This window comes from Agarivorans sp. QJM3NY_25 (assembly GCF_050870875.2).
In the GTDB taxonomy this organism is placed as follows: domain Bacteria; phylum Pseudomonadota; class Gammaproteobacteria; order Enterobacterales; family Celerinatantimonadaceae; genus Agarivorans.
Window position 1 is genome coordinate 3,736,151 of sequence record NZ_CP194041.2, and the last position, 16,778, is coordinate 3,752,928.

Here is a 16,778-nt window from a genome sequence, read left to right on the forward strand (position 1 = left end):
CACCATTTGCAAGCAGACAAACATGACTCTGTTGCCACAAGCTTTCACCAAGAATGTGCTTAGTCCTATAGCTTGCTGCAAACAGTATGCTAATATCCTGTAATCTTAGAAAAAAAACATATATCCTTCCGCCAACAACCGAGGCGCTCATCATCAATGATAATCAGCGATTTTTCTCTCCTATTATCGTTAGCTCAACAAATGAGCGTCTTTTTAGTAATCGCCTACTTACTCAGTAAAACACCCGCATTTTTACCGCTTTCGAATCTGTCGCCACGCTTACCCAATGCCTTTACCATTTACTGTTTGTTTTCGGTTTTTTGCATCCTCGGCTCTTACTTCGGTTTAGGTATTGATGACGCAATTGCCAATACTCGAGCAGTTGGAGCCGTACTGGGCGGTTTATTTGGTGGGCCTATTTTAGGTTTACTGGTGGGCTTAACTGGCGGTATCCATCGTTATTCCATGGGTGGATTCACCGACCTAGCTTGCGCCGTATCAACAACCTTCGAAGGCCTGGTTGGCGGACTATTCCATCTATGGATCCGCCGTAGAAGTCACCACAACGAGCATATTTTTTCCCCCAGCATTGCTTTTATTGCCACATTTTTAGCCGAAACGATGCAAATGCTGCTGATCCTAGCCATTGCTAAGCCGTTTGATCAAGCACTAGACTTAGTTGAAAAAATTGCCATTCCAATGGTTTTAGCAAACTCCGTTGGCGCCGCGCTGTTTATGATGATGATCCGTGACCGTCGCCACCTATATGATAAATTTAGTAGTCATTCTTCGGCCAAGGCACTGATCATTGCACAACGCATGGTCGGGATATTCCATCACGGTTTTAAACAAGATGATGCGGTGCGTATTGCCAATATTATTCACGAAGAAACGGGCGTATCGGCGGTGGCAATAACTGATACTCAAAAAGTATTAGCTTTCATTGGCTTAGCCTCAGACCATCATCAAGCTGGGCGTCCAATTTCCTCTGAGCAAACTCATCGAGCCATTAGTGAAAATAGAGTGGTATTTGCCGATGGCGTAGAAGAGCCCTACCGCTGCAGTCGTCACGATAAATGTCCATTAGGTTCAGCCTTAGTGGTGCCAATCCGAGGGAGTGACAACGAGGTAATAGGTACCGTAAAACTGTATGAATCCAAACGGCGGCTATTCCTACATATCAACCGAACGCTGGGGGAAGGAATTGCGAAAGTGATTGCCGAACAACTACGTGATAGCCATGTGCAACAGCAACAACAGCTACTCACCGAAGCCGAACTCAAACTAGCACGCGCCCAAATTAATCCACACTTCTTGTTTAATGCATTAAATACCATCAGTGCGGTGGTGAAACGTGATGCTAGCGCCGCGCGCGAATTGATTGCCGATCTAGCGCTATTTTTACGGATCAACCTAAAGCGTAATTCTCAGACCAGTATTGTGAGTGTCGAACTTGAACATGTGAATGCTTACCTGCATATTGAACAGGTTCGCTTTGCCGACCGCTTAGTGGTGGAACAACACATCGCTGATGATTTTCTAAGACTAGAGCTGCCCACATTTACCCTGCAACCCTTAGTCGAGAATGCAATTAAACACGGTACGGCTCACCTCTTAGATAGAGGGAAAATCACCATCTACAGTCGAGTGAAGGCAGGCTTAAAACAATTGGTTATCGAAGATAATGCAGGCTTGTACCAAAAGCAGGAACAGGCCAGCAGTGATGGCTTAGGTATGCACATCGTGGATACCCGCTTACGTAACGCCTTTGGTAGCGCTTACGCTTTACAAGTAGAATGCCAACTGAATCAGTATACACGAGTCATTATTTCGCTGCCCCAGGAGCCAAGCTCATGAGAGCCCTTATTGTTGATGACGAGCCCTTGGCCCGTGAAGAGCTTGCCGAAATGCTGCAAGCTCATCCACAAATCGAACTGCTTGGCCAATTTGGCAATGCCATTGAATGCTTAAAAAATCTTAAAAAACTCAAACCGGAAGTGCTATTTTTGGACATTGAGATGCCTCAAATTAGTGGTCTTGAACTGGCCAACATGCTCGATAACAAGGAGCCGCCAGCAATTGTTTTTGTTACCGCCTACGATCAGTTTGCCGTTGATGCCTTCGAACAAAATGCGGTCGACTACCTGCTCAAGCCAATCGATAGCAAGCGCTTAGCAAAATCGATTGATCGCTTAACACAACGCTTCAATACACAGGGCAATGATACCCCGCCACTCGCTAAAGAACCTCACGCTTATCAAAAGCTGCTCAAAGATCAGGCGCTACGCCTGATCCCTTGTTATTTCAACCAGCGCGTCAAATTGATCCGTTTAGAAGATGTCGAGTACGCTTCCTGTGACTTAAGTGGTGTGCATGTCGCAACCGCTAAAGGCTTAAATCATACCCAACTCACGCTCAAAGTCCTGGAAGAAAAATCTCCGTTACTACGCTGCCATCGCCAGCACTTGGTGAACCTTGATGCAATTTCAGAACTTAGCTTGGAAGAACATGGTGGTGCCCTGTTAACCACCAAGAGCGGCAATCAACTACCAGTGAGCCGTCGCTATTTTAAAGCCATTAAAGAACACTTCGGCTTATAAGCAATGTAGCGGCAATTGAATTAAAATTGCGATGCACAACGCTAATCAGCGAGTTATTTGAACGTTCATACCCAACAACACATAGTTGAATGTGAGTTTTGTCGTCCGACTACAGATACGCACTAACCAGTGACATACAATGTTTCACGGTGCTTTCTTTTTCACCAACCGGAGCAACATAATGAATTGCGGATTCAGCTTGGGACAGCCCTGCCAGCTTACATAAAACCCATGTTGCGAGGTACTTCGATGATAAGCAACCACCAGCGGTAGCCAGATTGCCTTGTGCATAAAACGGCTGATCTAAAACAGCCACACCCGACTCAATAACCCAAGGCTTGGTCGTCAAATCGGTACACGCTGGGACTTTATCTAACAAACCGAGAACCGACATCAGCAATGTTCCCGAACACTGGCCAGCAATTAGCTGACTTTGTGGCTTAAGCTTTAACCTTGATAACAAACCGCTATCTTTCGCAATATCTCGAGTCAGCAGCCCACTACCAAATAACACTGCGTCTGCGGTATTTGCAAACTCTAAAGGCTGCTGAGAACATATACTGACACCATTCATCGACGTGACGGATTCACTAGGGCTGGTGATTTGTACGTTCCAACCAGATTCTTTCATCCGATTCAAAATTCCCGCGACAATGAATGAGTCTAATTCATTAAATCCATCAAAAGTGAGTACTGCAATATTCATATTTTCATTCCTATGTATATAACCCATGAGCAACCTGCCGAGGCAGAATTCCATTTTAATGGAAGTAAAATGTGCAGATGAGCTTAGATTAACCTAACTAAGTTCATATAGCGTAGCCGTATATTAATCAAGGGGAGTCTTTTATAGAAAAAACACAATTGATCATAAGCGATTGATAATTAGAATCTAATAACGAGCCAATGGCAAGGACATGAATGCGAGAGAATGACGACTTAAACCGCCATCCTAGCCCCATGATTTGATAGAAAACCGTATCGGATAAACCCACTTGAGTGCTCTCAAACGAAGTATCGCGACGACGTCCAAAGAATAACTATTGCCGCCACTCAGAGCTTCTCTCGACCACTCACTCTTATATATGACCACTCACTCAAAGCACGACGGCATCCATCTAATGACTTGCTTACACTAGGCGTAATTACAACTAAGTATTGAGAGGATGACATGCTTTGGTTTTTATTCTGCGTCGCTGCACTGCTCGGCGGTTACTTCATTTATGGCGCTTTCATCGAGAAGGTGTTCGGTGTTAAACAACAACGGAAAACCCCCGCTTATACCAAACAAGACGGCGTTGACTACGTGCCAATGTCGCAGAAGAAAGTGTATTTAATTCAACTGCTCAACATCGCTGGTGTCGGCCCAATCTTCGGTCCTATTATGGGCGCATTGTACGGCCCGGCAGCGATGCTGTGGATCGTCATTGGCTGTATCTTTGCTGGCGCAGTACATGACTATTTCTCAGGGATGTTATCGGTACGCAACGGTGGGGCTTCTGTCCCCGCGTTATCGGGTCGCTACCTCGGATCAACCGCTCGCCATTTCATGAATATCTTTGCCATTGTATTGCTGCTACTGGTGGGCGTAGTGTTTGTTTCCGCCCCCGCTGGCATGTTAACCAATCTGATTAACGACCAAGCGGACCTTAATCTCGGCCTTGGTACCATGGTTTCGTTAATTTTTATTTACTACATCGTTGCAACCATTGTTCCCATCGACAAAATCATCGGCCGCTTTTATCCCTTATTTGGCGCACTACTGATCTTTATGTCGGTTGGTCTGGTAACTGCCTTAGCGTTCTCCAGCGAACACACGCTGATGAGTGACTACAAAGTATCGCAAATGTTCAGTAACATGAACCCTAGAGATTTGCCGCTTTGGCCCGCACTATTTATTACCATCGCCTGTGGCGCAATTTCAGGTTTTCATGCCACTCAATCTCCGCTGATGGCGCGTTGTGTTGAAAATGAAACCAATGGCCGCTTTGTGTTTTATGGTGCCATGATTGGTGAAGGGGTGATTGCCTTGATTTGGTGTGCCATTGCTCTGTCTTTCTTCGACTCAGTTGACGCGCTACAAGCCGCAGTATCTAGCGGTGGTCCAGGTAAGGTGGTATATGATGCATCATTTGGCTTATTAGGCGTGTTTGGTGGGATCTTAGCCTTCCTTGGCGTGGTGATCTTGCCGATTACTTCTGGCGACACAGCATTCCGTTCCAGCCGTCTGATTCTGGCCGAATATTTCAACTTATCGCAAAAACCAATTAGAAATCGTCTGTTGATCGCCCTTCCGATTTTCGTGATTGGTGGCATTCTCACCCAAGTCGACTTCGGGATTATTTGGCGCTACTTCGGTTTCGCTAACCAAACCACCGCAGTGATGATGTTATGGACCGCCAGTGCTTACTTACTGCGCCATAACAAATTCCATTGGGTAAGCACTGTTCCCGCAATGTTTATGACCACCGTGGTTCTCACGTTCATCTTAAACTCAAGCACGCTAGGCTTTGGTTTACCGATGACCATCTCAACCATTGCTGGCTGTGTGACCACGCTGGTGATTACCGGTTTACTGATTGCTCGTATGAAAGGCATTGGTGAAAGTGACATCGACGAGGATGAGACCTCAATCGGCTCAGGAGAGAAAGCTTAAAGTTTAAGTATTAAAGCTAGGTGCAGAGCCACATGAAAGGCTCTGCACTTAGGCATCAACCATTCAACTACAGCAAGCAATGCTCACTCGTTTCCCTATCAAGCTTTGCCCATGCCGCGAACCAATAACGGTTTAGATAGGACCCCATCGATCAACGAAACAACATCGACCCAGCGAATCGCTGAGCCACAACCAGATTTAAAGTCTTCGCTTTTGATGAAAACTTAAGCTTGACGGATCACCGTCAATTCGCTCCAAGGCGTGGAAATGGAATATCCCAAGGTTTAGCCAACAGTCTAATTTGCTCTGCCATCGCCGTAGCAGCAAATTCACCATCGAGATTTTCTTCAGCAATAAAACTTTGTGGTTCACCATGCCACATAAAATGTAAAGCATAGGCGTGTAAATAACCTCGTGCTGCCGCCTCTCCAGCATAACGCTGATCGCCTAAGATTGGTGAACCTAAGCTTTTTAGAGCGACTCGCAATTGGTGAGTTCGTCCGGTGCGAGGTTTAAGCAAAAACAAACGCCGCTTAGCCTGCACCGCGTAACTAAAAAACTGAGTGATAGCGGGTTTATTGGTGGTTTTTGCCAGCTTCCAGCTGCCGTTACGCGCCTTCAGCATGTCGCCTTTAATCAGACCTTGTTTCTTTTTTGGCTTAGCACTGGCAATCGCTAAATAATATTTATCGACCTGACCTTGGCTAAACAATTCTTGAAACTCACTCGCAGCCTGCTTGGTTTTCGCTAACAATAACAGGCCCGATGTAAGTTTATCTAAACGATGCACTGGCCACAGCGGCATTGCAAACTGCAGCTTGGCAAGTTCAACCAAGCCCAGCGCACCATCTTCAGTATGAAAATTCAGTCCACAAGGTTTATTAAGCACTAAAAAATCGGGATGTTCGGCGACTAAAACTAGAGTCTGCATGACAGGCTTCCTTAACAACGGAGCGCTATTATCCGCCCCCCCTTAATTAACGCAAGCCCAAGACCCTGTTAATCCGCAATCACACTCAGCGTCACTATCATCGCTGAAGGCTGTTTATCTAAGGTTTGGCGCTGTACAAAGGCGCGCTCATTGGGCAACTGATATTGTTTGGTTAAGGCATCCTTCACGGTGATAGCTCGATGTTCGGCCAAAGTTTCTAACTGCGCTTCGCTCACCGTCATCTTTTGCACCAGATACTGATACCAAAGGCTATGTAACTGTTGATTGAGATGTTCAGGGCTTAACTGTTGCTGTTCTTTTAAACTCTGACTCAAGGTTTGTCGATCGAGCTCTCGACGACTTTCTTCTATATTTTGCTGAGCCAAATTCACTAATGCGCTGCGCAAGCGCGTATCCTCTAATACCGAGCTTAAATTAACTTGCTCGATAGGCAGCGTTAAACCCGATGCTTCGATCAACAAAGATGCAAGTTGCTGACGTTTTAAGGCTGGCACATCTTGTGCTTTTTCAACCGTTCCTGTTAACGCAATTTTTAGGTGCGGTCGTTTATTTAAACCTTTCACTAATTGCGCTAATTGCTGAGTTTGGCTCTCACTTAATTGGCTACTACCAGCCGCAAAGCTAAAATGATTTAAGGTTTCGTCAGAGCCAACTAAAGAGCCGATGATGGCAAAGGGTGACGTGACAATTTTAGTCAGCGCGCCCCCCAAGGCTTTAAACACTAAACCAGCAACATTAAACTCAGGATCATTCACATCGCCACTAACTTTTAATCCGAGATCGATCACCCCTTGATCATCTTCCAGTAAAGCAATAGCCAAAGAAACCGGCAATGAAGTGGCCTTCTCACTGTCAGTGCGCTTACCTAACTGTAACTGTTCGATATAAATCTGATTATTGCCCTGTAGCCGATTCTTCTCCATCTGATAAGCGAGAGATAAAGACAATTGCCCACGCTCAATCACATAGCCAGCATAAGTCCCGGAGTAAGCACTTAGGCGGGTTAATTCTAGATGTTTAAAATCGAGCTCCGCATCAAAAGTTGGCTCGGTAGCTAACGGGGCGACTTTACCCACAAAATTTACCGGTGCATAACCATCAACCTGCCCGCTCAACGCCACTTCGGCAGCCATACCAGGCGCTTGGCTTAACTGACCAATATGACCAGAAACCTGTTCGATATCGGCTGAAAAATTAGGCTTTAATGAGCGGTCAGTGAAATTGACCAAACCGTCGCTAAATTCGGTTTTTTCGATACTCACCCGCCAATCGTCTGGTTCTTCGGAAACACTCGATTCCGTTGACCTATGACGAGCCACTTTAGCAGGCTCCGCCGCTTCAATCGGCTTAATAAGGCCATTCAGGTTGGTCGAAAAATCTTCATCGATATCCACCAGGAAATACGGCTTGATAAAACTCAGTTCACCCAAGGCCAAGCGCCGCTCGGCGCTATTAAACTCGAGGTGACTCAGCTTCAATTGATTCCATTTTAACAGCTCAGATTGAGTCCGCGCATCTTGTAACTGCAAGTCATCTACACCAAGCTCACCTTGCATCGCCAACGCAAAAGCCTGTTGCCAGTTTAAACTTAACTGTAAATGTGAACTTAGCTTGGCCGAAATAAGTTCCAATTCGGAGTATTGCGCGATATAGGGTTGGTAATGATTTAGCGCGAGTGCATCAAGCGTGACGTCAAGTTGAGCCTGTTGCTCAGCTAATTGTACCAGCCCTTGCAGCTGCACTTTCCCACCTTGTTGTGCACTCAGCGCTGCCGAAACATTCACCGGCTGTGCCAAACTCGAATCCAGAGGGCCTACATTAAGACTTTTGATCTGCCAGTGATGGCTCAATGCTTGCCCCGAAAAAACTTCGCTCAAAGCCAACTGGGAGTTCTGCGCATGAACCTGTTTAATCCGTACTTGCCAGTCAGGTTGAGAGCCATCATCGCTGGCCTTATCCCTTAAAATCGCAGCAGGCTCTAAATGAGGAGAGCTCTGCGATGATGTCTGAGTCACCAGCAACTGCTCAAGCACATCGAAATGGCCGTCTTGATCGACATTCATCGACAAATTAAGACCTTCGCTATTGACCCTGTCAATTTGAACTTGGCGTGTGGCAAGGTCGACCCCTATATCTTCGACCTGCAATGTTGGCCAAATGATCCAAGCTTTAGCGCCATCATGCGGCGAATTTAGCACCCTCAACTCAGAGAGCTCCAACCGACCTTGCTGAGAGGTAAAACTCATGAAGTCATTCAGATCAATGGATAACCGGCTACTAAAAGCCAGCTTGCCCTTGGCCGAAGGTAAGTGAAGCCAAGGGGAATACCACTTTTGCAGCTCGGCTATCGACAAATTAGCGATGCTCAGTTGGCCATTTAGTTTCTGTTTAGGCCCCTGAAACTGTAGTTCGGCTCGAATTGGACTCTCACCATAAAGTTGGGCCGCCAAACGCACATCTGTGGTTTGATTCATTGCACTGGAAAAAGCACCGAGCTGTAATTGCTGTAACAACAGTAAATGATTTTTACTTTCGGCCTGCCACTGTTCATCAATATTCAAGGCAAACTGCTGCAACGACACACTGGAAAAGCTCACTTCCCAAGGCTTAACAGCTGCCTCTGGCGCATTACTGATAGACCTCGCTGGCTCGACCTCAGCCGCCCCGCTCATTTCCGCCAATAACCTATCGAAATGAAACCACGACAACCAGTCTAAATGCGCTTGTTGATCAAGCATCCCCTTAAACATGCCATCACTAATTTGGATGTCACCGAGGCCAAGCTGCCGTTGACGCAGATCGAGCGCGATACCTTTTAATTTAAGCTGCGCTAAATGACTACGGGTTTGCTGCAGCGCCTGTAAACTCAGCGTATCAATAAGCAACTGGCCCTGCTCCGTAGTCAATTGAAAATCATCTTGGTAATCAATTAAATACTGAGTGCTAAGTTGTAAATTGCCCTGAGTGATGCGCAAATCAGTATAAGGACGAGCAAAGGCGAACGCATTGGCTAACTGAAAGTTCTCTAAACTCACATCACCAGAGATTTGCGAAGCGGGTAAGTCCACATAACCGTTCCACGTTAAGCGCCCCTTATCTCCAATCTGAGCATTCACTTGGTAAGCATTAACGCCCGCACCGGTTTTTTGGCTATAGAAATTCTGTAAGGATAAAGAAACTTCCGAAATATCGAAATCTACTGCTTGCTCAGGTAAATAGTCACTGATCCGCAAACTCGCATCACGTAACAAAAATTTCCCGAATCCAAACCTTGGTAAACTGCGACCAGAGATATCCGTTGGTTCTATTTCGGGTTCAGCGGCTGTCGCAAACAAGCTATCAATATTCAGACGACCATCTTGCAAGCGACTCAAATGAACAAACAAGCCATCGAGCTCAACTTTGTCAAACTGCCAGCGCCAATAAAATAGGGAACTCAGACTGAAATCAATATACAGTCGTTCAAAACCAAGCAGGGGTTGAGATGGCTGAACCGCCAATTCGGCCAAAGAGAATTGGCGTAAAGTTAATGCAAGCTTTAAAGGATGATAACTCAGTGCTTGCACTGAGACCGGATGGCCACTACTGCGACTGAGTTGGCTCTCAATTTGCTGTTTCAATAGCCATGGCAAGAAAGTAAGAGACAACAACAAATACGATATAAAAGTGAGCGCTAAATAGCTGGTTATCTTTTGCCAAGGCCGTAAGGTCTGCCAACGTTTTTTTAGTAGTTTTATCCATCCAACTAAACTCATAGCGCTCCCATAAAACTAACTTACCGCGACTTACTTTTGACTACTAAACAATAAGCGAATACCCAAGCTCACTAACACCAGCCCCATGCTGCGATCAAACCAATGACCCACTTGCAAAAACTTACGCCTGACTCGCTGAGTGCTAAACAACCAAGAGATCATCATAAACCACAAAGCGGTGGCCATAACCATATATAAACCATAGCCTATTTGAACTAACATCGGGGTTGCAGGACTAATCACCACGGTAAATAATGACAAGAAAAATAAGGTTGCTTTAGGATTTAAACCATTGGTCATAAAACCACTGATAAAGGCGCTGCGATCACTGAGTTCTACGGGCGCAGTCTGGTGAAGATCGTGTTCGGTTCGAGCCTTGGAACGTAAGGCATGAAAGCCAATCCATAATAGATAAGCGGCACCTAAACATTTGATTACATTAAACAACCAAATAGATTGTGAAATCACCAAACCAATACCAAGTACCGAATAGACCACATGAATCAAAATACCACAGCCCACCCCCAACGACGTCATAACGGCAGCCCGCCGCCCCACGCCAATACTATTCTTTAATACCACTGCCAAGTCTGGGCCAGGTGAAGCAACAGCCAATAAATGAACCACTACTACGGTCAAAAACTCCATCCAATACATCACATTCCCTCCTGAACAATACTATCTACAAACACAAGCCCAATATCTCCGCTCCAGAGAGTCACAGAGCAAGCTGAGTGAAACTGCTGAATCACGCAGCAAATAAAGCTTTCACAACGATTACTTTTCACAATCATAGTCTGCACCATGGTGCGACAAGCACAACAAGCGCAGCTCCTGGCCATTATACATTGAAGAGCAAGCGTCTCTCCAAACGGCCACCTTCAACCAGCCCTTGGTATTTATATTGAGAAAAACTTGGGTCATTTACTAAACTTTAAGCTCTCTTACTCTACAATCAAACAAGCGCTTATTGGAAGTCATACAATGCAAAAAGTACTCATTGTCGAAGACAGTGCCACAGTTTTAAAAATACTACGTCATCTATCACCGATGCTTCGTGATTTAGTTCCTGTTTTTGCCGCCGACTTCGAGCAGGCAAAACAAGCGTATTCGGCACACCCAGAGCATTTCTTTGCGTCTCTCGCTGATTTCAATTTGCCCGATGCCCCTAATGGCGAACTCATCGATTACTTACTTGAACAAGGTTTACCAACCGTTGTTCTTTCAGGCTCATTTAATCAACAGAGCCAATCCTTAATCCATAAAGGTGTGGTTGATTATGTATTAAAAGAAGGTCGTTATGCCTACCAACTTGCCTTCGATTCAATTAATCGACTCTATCAAAATCGCCATACTAAAGTACTGGTTGCCGAAGATTCTGGCTTAGCAAGGAAACACATTTGCAGTTTACTGCAACGCCAATTATTCCAAGTATTTGAAGCCGAAGACGGACCAAGTGCGTATCAACTTTTGCAACAGGAACCTGAGATTAAATTACTGCTCTGTGACTACCAAATGCCACACTTAAATGGCTTTGAATTAGTCCAAAAAGTCCGTCACGAAATGACTCAGCGACGGATCAGCATCTTAGGACTTTCTGCGGCGGATGATCCCCAAGTATCAAGTAAATTTATTAAAAATGGTGCCAATGATTATCTGCCAAAGCCCTTTTCCATTGAAGAGTTTCAATGTCGGGTGAACCACTGCCTAAATACTCTCGCCTTGGTCGAAAAACTAGAAAAAGCAGCCTATCAAGATTACTTAACCGTCATCCCCAATCGACGTTATTTTATTGAACATGGCCGAAAACTACACCAAAAGGCTCTTCAGAAAGGCTCGCCACTTGCAATAGCTGTGCTCGATATCGATCACTTCAAAAATTTTAATGATCAATATGGACATGAAGCTGGCGACGCGGTGTTAGTTCACTTCGCCCGCCTACTAAAGTCAGGATTAACAAATTTTTTGTTCGCTAGAACTGGAGGCGAAGAGTTCAATGTCGCCTTAGCCGGATTAAATAACGATCAGGCTTATCAATTACTCGATGCTTTTCGAGCTCAAGTGGCAGCCACTGATTTTTACTACAACGACCAAATATTATCGATCAGTGTCAGTATTGGCGTAACCAACCAGCACCACGAACATTTAGAAGCTCAGCTCAATTATGCCGACGAATTGTTATATCACGCAAAAAGTGCTGGACGGAATATTGTCGTTGGTGACGAGTCACTTACTCACAATGAATCACCGGAGTGAGCAAATCATGACTTGTCGAAGCCTTATACGCCTTGTGGCATATAATCATCAACGTTAATCTCATCAACTTGCGCTGGAGCTAAATAATGCTTGGCGTAATCAAGATAGATCCCCGAACTTAAGAACAAACGGAACACATCTGCGTCAATATGTTGATCTTCACACATGCGACACATAATCATCAACGACTGACTCAACGTTTTACCTTTTTTATAGGGTCTATCAGCGGCGGTTAAAGCTTCAAATATATCCGCCACCGCCATCATCCGGGCCGTGAAAGGCATTTGAGACTTGATCAGCTGTTTGGGATAACCGCTGCCATCCATTTTTTCATGGTGGCCACCGGCGATTTCGGCAACCCGCCGTAAATGATCTGGAAAAGGTAATTTCTCTAACATAATGATGGTTTGCACAATATGATCATTAATTTTATAGCGTTCTTCTTCCGTTAAAGTGCCGCGTGCAATGCTCAAATTATAGAGTTCACCGCGGTTATATTTATATTTAGGAACCTCAAGTTTAAAACCCCAAGGATTATCATCAGCAATTTTTTCATCTTCTCGCCGATAAATAATATGTTCTGGTTTATCATCGATCAGCTTCTCTTTAACAGGCAGTGGCGATACCTCAGCACTACGACGCTCTAACTCCACATGAGATAAACCTAAACGATCATCTAATGTTCTCAACCAAGTTCGTTGGGCAATGCTCTCTAAACGTTCGATGTCATCTACACCAACAAATTCACCGCCAATATTCAACTTGGCAACAAAAGCAAATTCATCGTCTAACACCTGCAGTTCCTGCGCTAGCTGTTGCGCAAGACGCTCCTGCTCTGGCTGGCTAATTCCATCAGCAACTTGCTGCCAATAACGTAGCTGTGCATCTCTTTTTAACACTTCAAAGCGCATTCTTAACTCGTGGATCCGATCATAGATGGTTTCCAATTTAGTGGCTTTGTCCACCACATACTCAGGGGTTGTGACCTTGCCACAATCATGCAACCAACTCGCGATATGCAGTTCTTCCCACTGATGCTCAGTCATGGAAAAATCAGCAAACACCCCTTGTTGTTGCGCAACCGCAGCGCTCGCCAACATTTTTGTTAACTCGGGGACGCGTTGACAATGCCCGCCGGTATATGGCGATTTAGCATCAATTGCACCGGCGGTCAGACGAATGAAAGACTCAAGTAATTGCTTTTGTGATTCCACTAAATGACTGTTTTCAATGGCAATCGTCACAACACTACTCAAGGCGTCGATAAACGACAGGACTCGAGAAGATACTTCGGTATTTTCGAAACCAAAAGTGGCAATAATACCGACCAACTTATGTTGACGATTAATTAACGGCGACACGACTAAATTCAAGTTTTGCTGTTGAAAATTCAAACGTTCGAATTTGCTGGTGGCAGTCGTCGTAGCATCTAACAAATGCTTTACGAGAGGTTGTGACAAGCTATCAACATAGTCAAACTGCTTGGGCAAAGAGATGGTATTACCAGATTGGGTTTGCAACACAAATTGCTGATCCTGCTTCAACCATATGGCCCCATTGTTCATGTTCGCCACTGTTTGCATCTCTTGGACACTTTTTTCTAATAAGCGAGAGAAGTTACTCTCCTCACCGAGCATGGTTGAAACATCGGCAAACTGTTGAATGGTTTTCTTTAATTGTTCGGTAATTTTACTCAGCTGATCCACCTCCAATACGACCGAGTTCACGGGTACAGTGGCATCGAAATTGAAGGCCATGATCGCTTCACTTTGTTTCATTAACGCCCGTAACGGCGTAGCAACTAAGCGCGAGGCATACCAAGCAACAGGTAGCGAAATTAAAATAATGATAATGCTAAATATGACCGACTGATCACGTATCGCTCTTACGTCCATTAACAGCTCATCTTCCGGAGTGACCAAACCTAAATACAGATTTTCTAAGCCTTGTTCATTCCCAGAGCGAGCCCCCGCCAGCTTCAATTCGATCACATTTCCCATCCACTGTTGATCTTGATAGTCAAACAGGAAGCTTTCTCCAGAAACTAAATTCGCTTGCTTGGTTAAACAAGACAGTACCCCTAAGTCTTGCTGTTCAAGTTTTGGTAAAACCACCGCCGCGTCACTCACTTGCAAGTGTTCACTAATCCACGACGGTTGTTGATGGGCTAATACCGAAAAATCTTGATCAAACATCACCAACTGCGAAGATCCACTGATAATATTTTTTTGCAGGCTGGAAGATACACTGGCCAGTGTAATATCTACCCCTACGACCATCGATTGACTGGTATTTGCGGTGGCGAGGGTCACCCCGACCTCATTGGTGGTATAAAACACATAGGGTTTGGTTGTCGCCAAACCAGGCTTACTCATCGCCAGCTGATACCATGGCCGCTCACGAGGATCTAACTGATAATTTCGGGTGTGCGAATCAACTAAGGTCTGCATTTTTTTGTTATAAAAAGTCAAACTCGATTTTCCCGCCACCACTTTGGTGACTAATACCACAGCGCCTAAGGGCGCCTTTAGTTGGCGATGCTTTTCTAGGGTATCCAGCGGACGAACTAAATAGAAGTCTCCGTTTTGATACCCCAGATAAGCCGCCGATAAGCCCCGCTGCTGGTTCAGGCTGGCATACAGCATCGGTAACCAACGCAGCTCTTGTTGATCAAGCTGCTGCATACTTAAATCCAGAGCCGCTAAATCGCGGATGAAATGCTGCGCCGGATAAATAAGCCCCTCTAATTCAGACACCGTAGCGTTCCCAACTTGCTCAAAGGCATGGGCCTGATTTTTACTCACAATATCGCTGGTATGGTAATAATTGAGCGCCCCTATCACCACGCCGCTCATAATCAACATAAACATCATTACGCACACCAGGTGAATGTGAAAAGAAAATCGCCAAGCGGGTTTTTCACTTATATTTTGATTTGTGTTCATGATCGATCCATCAATAAAGAGCTCTGTCCTAATTGATAACTATCGCAACATGAGCCAATACAGGCAAGTACAACCCGTCGTTAAATTGATATGTAACCAAAAAGGTTCATTCATCAAACCCTGCCTGATAGTCAATCAATCGCGTGATAAACCAACAAATTAATCCCATGGCTATGAATCCTTTAGGTAAGCATTCCGCTTTACGGTTATAATCAACACACATTCATCATATGAGAGTAACAACTTGCAGTTTTCCGAACTTGGCTTAGATCCTCGCTTAAATAAAACCATTGAGCACTTTGGCTTTGCCGAGGCAACCGAAATACAGGCTAGAGCGATTCCAGCAGCCATTGCAGGAAAGGATCTGCTCGCATCTTCAAAGACTGGCTCCGGTAAAACCTTAGCTTATCTGCTACCCGCAATGCAGCGGATGTTAAAAACCAGAGCACTTTCCAAACGAGATCCTCGGACCTTGATCCTCACTCCTACTCGCGAGCTAGCTAAACAGGTATTTGCGCAACTGCGCCTACTGGTTGCCAATACGCAAACGCGAGCTTGCTTAATCAGCGGCGGAGAGAATTTTAATGATCAAAGTAAAGTCTTGCGCAAAGACCCACATATTATTGTCGCCACCCCCGGCCGTTTAGCAGACCATTTGAGTAAACGTCATTTATATCTAGAAGGTTTAGAACTGCTGATCCTAGATGAAGCCGATCGAATGCTCGATCTCGGATTTGCCGAACAATTAAATATTGTTGACCAAGCAGCCAACCATCGTAAACGTCAAACCTTGATGTTCTCGGCCACTTTAGATGATGCTGCGATTAACTCTTTCGCCCTCAAGCTGCTTAATGAGCCAGAGCGGATTGCCGTTGGCTTTAGCTTTACTCAACACCAAGACATTAGCCAACATTTTGTATTAAGCGATAACTTGGAACAAAAACAGTTACAGTTAAGCCACTTACTGCAACAGGCGCATTTAAAACAAGCCATTGTCTTTACCGCCACTCGTGCCGACACTCAGCGCTTGGCCGAAGAGTTTAACCAACAAGGCTTAAAATGTGCGGCTTTGAATGCAGATCTCAACCAAGGGGCTCGCAACAAAATTATGGATGAGTTTAGTCGCGGCCATCAACAAGTCTTGTTTACCACCGACTTAGCCTCTAGAGGCTTAGACATTGTGCAAGTTTCCCACGTCATCAACTTTGATATGCCAAAACATGTGGAAGAATACGTGCATCGTATCGGTCGCACCGGGCGAGCGGGTAACTCAGGCACCGCCTATTCTTTGATAGGGCCAAAAGATTGGCAGAGCTTTAAAAGCTTAGAAGCCTTATTGGAACAAAAAGTTGATTTCAGCCTACTTGAAGGGGCTGAGTTAAAGGCCAAGTTTAAAGGCTTACGAGCACCAACGAAGAAGCAAATGAAACACAAAGCCCAGCCTGCGGCGAACAAAAAGCGCAGCACAATTAAAAAAGACAAAGTAATAAAATCAAATCGAACCTTTGATGTTGGCACCGATATGGGTGATGCCCCCATTGTTCGCCAGAAGAAAAGCGATTAAATTCAAGTCGTTCAGGGTACCACTAATTCTTTAGCCGTACCCTGCGGCTA

10 protein-coding genes are annotated in these 16,778 nt (G+C 45.1%); 5 read left to right on the top strand and 5 right to left on the bottom strand.

What is annotated here, in order from left to right; translation table 11 throughout:
• Positions 1 to 201: 201 nt before the first annotated feature.
• Both ACRRSW_RS17150 and btsR read left to right on the top strand, forming a co-directional pair.
• Entirely contained in the window at positions 202 to 1,857 is a 1,656-nt protein-coding gene (locus ACRRSW_RS17150; RefSeq protein ID WP_432452041.1) for a LytS/YhcK type 5TM receptor domain-containing protein, read from the top strand.
• Positions 1,854 to 2,600: a two-component system response regulator BtsR gene (btsR, locus tag ACRRSW_RS17155; protein WP_432459946.1), complete on the top strand. Its 747-nt coding sequence runs from the start codon at positions 1,854 to 1,856 to the stop codon at positions 2,598 to 2,600. Before ACRRSW_RS17150 ends, btsR begins: the two co-directional genes overlap by 4 nt.
• A 109-nt stretch (positions 2,601 to 2,709) precedes the next feature.
• On the opposite strand, the gene ACRRSW_RS17160 is transcribed toward btsR, so the two are convergent.
• On the bottom strand, positions 2,710 to 3,306 hold the full coding sequence (locus ACRRSW_RS17160) for a DJ-1/PfpI family protein (RefSeq protein ID WP_432452039.1): 597 nt from the start codon (positions 3,304 to 3,306) through the stop codon (positions 2,710 to 2,712).
• Between the two features lie 465 nt (positions 3,307 to 3,771).
• Here ACRRSW_RS17160 and ACRRSW_RS17165 point away from each other — a divergent pair, with 465 nt between their 5' ends.
• A complete protein-coding gene (locus ACRRSW_RS17165; protein ID WP_432452038.1) occupies positions 3,772 to 5,256 on the top strand; it encodes a carbon starvation CstA family protein in 1,485 nt (494 codons plus the stop codon).
• A gap of 244 nt (positions 5,257 to 5,500) precedes the next feature.
• Here the strand turns inward: ACRRSW_RS17165 and ACRRSW_RS17170 are convergent, their stop codons facing one another.
• The 3 genes from ACRRSW_RS17170 to ACRRSW_RS17180 form a co-directional block, all read right to left on the bottom strand.
• The gene (locus ACRRSW_RS17170; RefSeq protein ID WP_432459948.1) at positions 5,501 to 6,187 is read right to left on the bottom strand and encodes a TIGR01621 family pseudouridine synthase; all 687 of its coding nucleotides are present in this window, start codon (positions 6,185 to 6,187) and stop codon (positions 5,501 to 5,503) included.
• Positions 6,188 to 6,255: 68 nt separating this feature from the next.
• Complete coding sequence (locus ACRRSW_RS17175) at positions 6,256 to 9,963, bottom strand: DUF748 domain-containing protein (RefSeq protein WP_432459949.1); 3,708 nt, start codon at positions 9,961 to 9,963, stop codon at positions 6,256 to 6,258.
• A 30-nt stretch (positions 9,964 to 9,993) separates the two neighbouring features.
• Entirely contained in the window at positions 9,994 to 10,620 is a 627-nt protein-coding gene (locus tag ACRRSW_RS17180; protein WP_432456150.1) for a LysE family transporter, read from the bottom strand.
• 327 nt (positions 10,621 to 10,947) lie between these two features.
• On the opposite strand from ACRRSW_RS17180, the gene ACRRSW_RS17185 reads away from it, so the two are divergent.
• Positions 10,948 to 12,219, top strand: a complete 1,272-nt coding sequence (locus tag ACRRSW_RS17185) for a GGDEF domain-containing response regulator (protein ID WP_432459950.1) — start codon at positions 10,948 to 10,950, stop codon at positions 12,217 to 12,219.
• Positions 12,220 to 12,242: 23 nt separating this feature from the next.
• On the opposite strand, the gene ACRRSW_RS17190 is transcribed toward ACRRSW_RS17185, so the two are convergent.
• Positions 12,243 to 15,164, bottom strand: a complete 2,922-nt coding sequence (locus tag ACRRSW_RS17190; protein WP_432459951.1) for an HD domain-containing phosphohydrolase — start codon at positions 15,162 to 15,164, stop codon at positions 12,243 to 12,245.
• A gap of 244 nt (positions 15,165 to 15,408) precedes the next feature.
• Here ACRRSW_RS17190 and ACRRSW_RS17195 point away from each other — a divergent pair, with 244 nt between their 5' ends.
• Positions 15,409 to 16,728: a DEAD/DEAH box helicase gene (locus ACRRSW_RS17195; protein ID WP_432459952.1), complete on the top strand. Its 1,320-nt coding sequence runs from the start codon at positions 15,409 to 15,411 to the stop codon at positions 16,726 to 16,728.
• Positions 16,729 to 16,778: the final 50 nt, after the last annotated feature.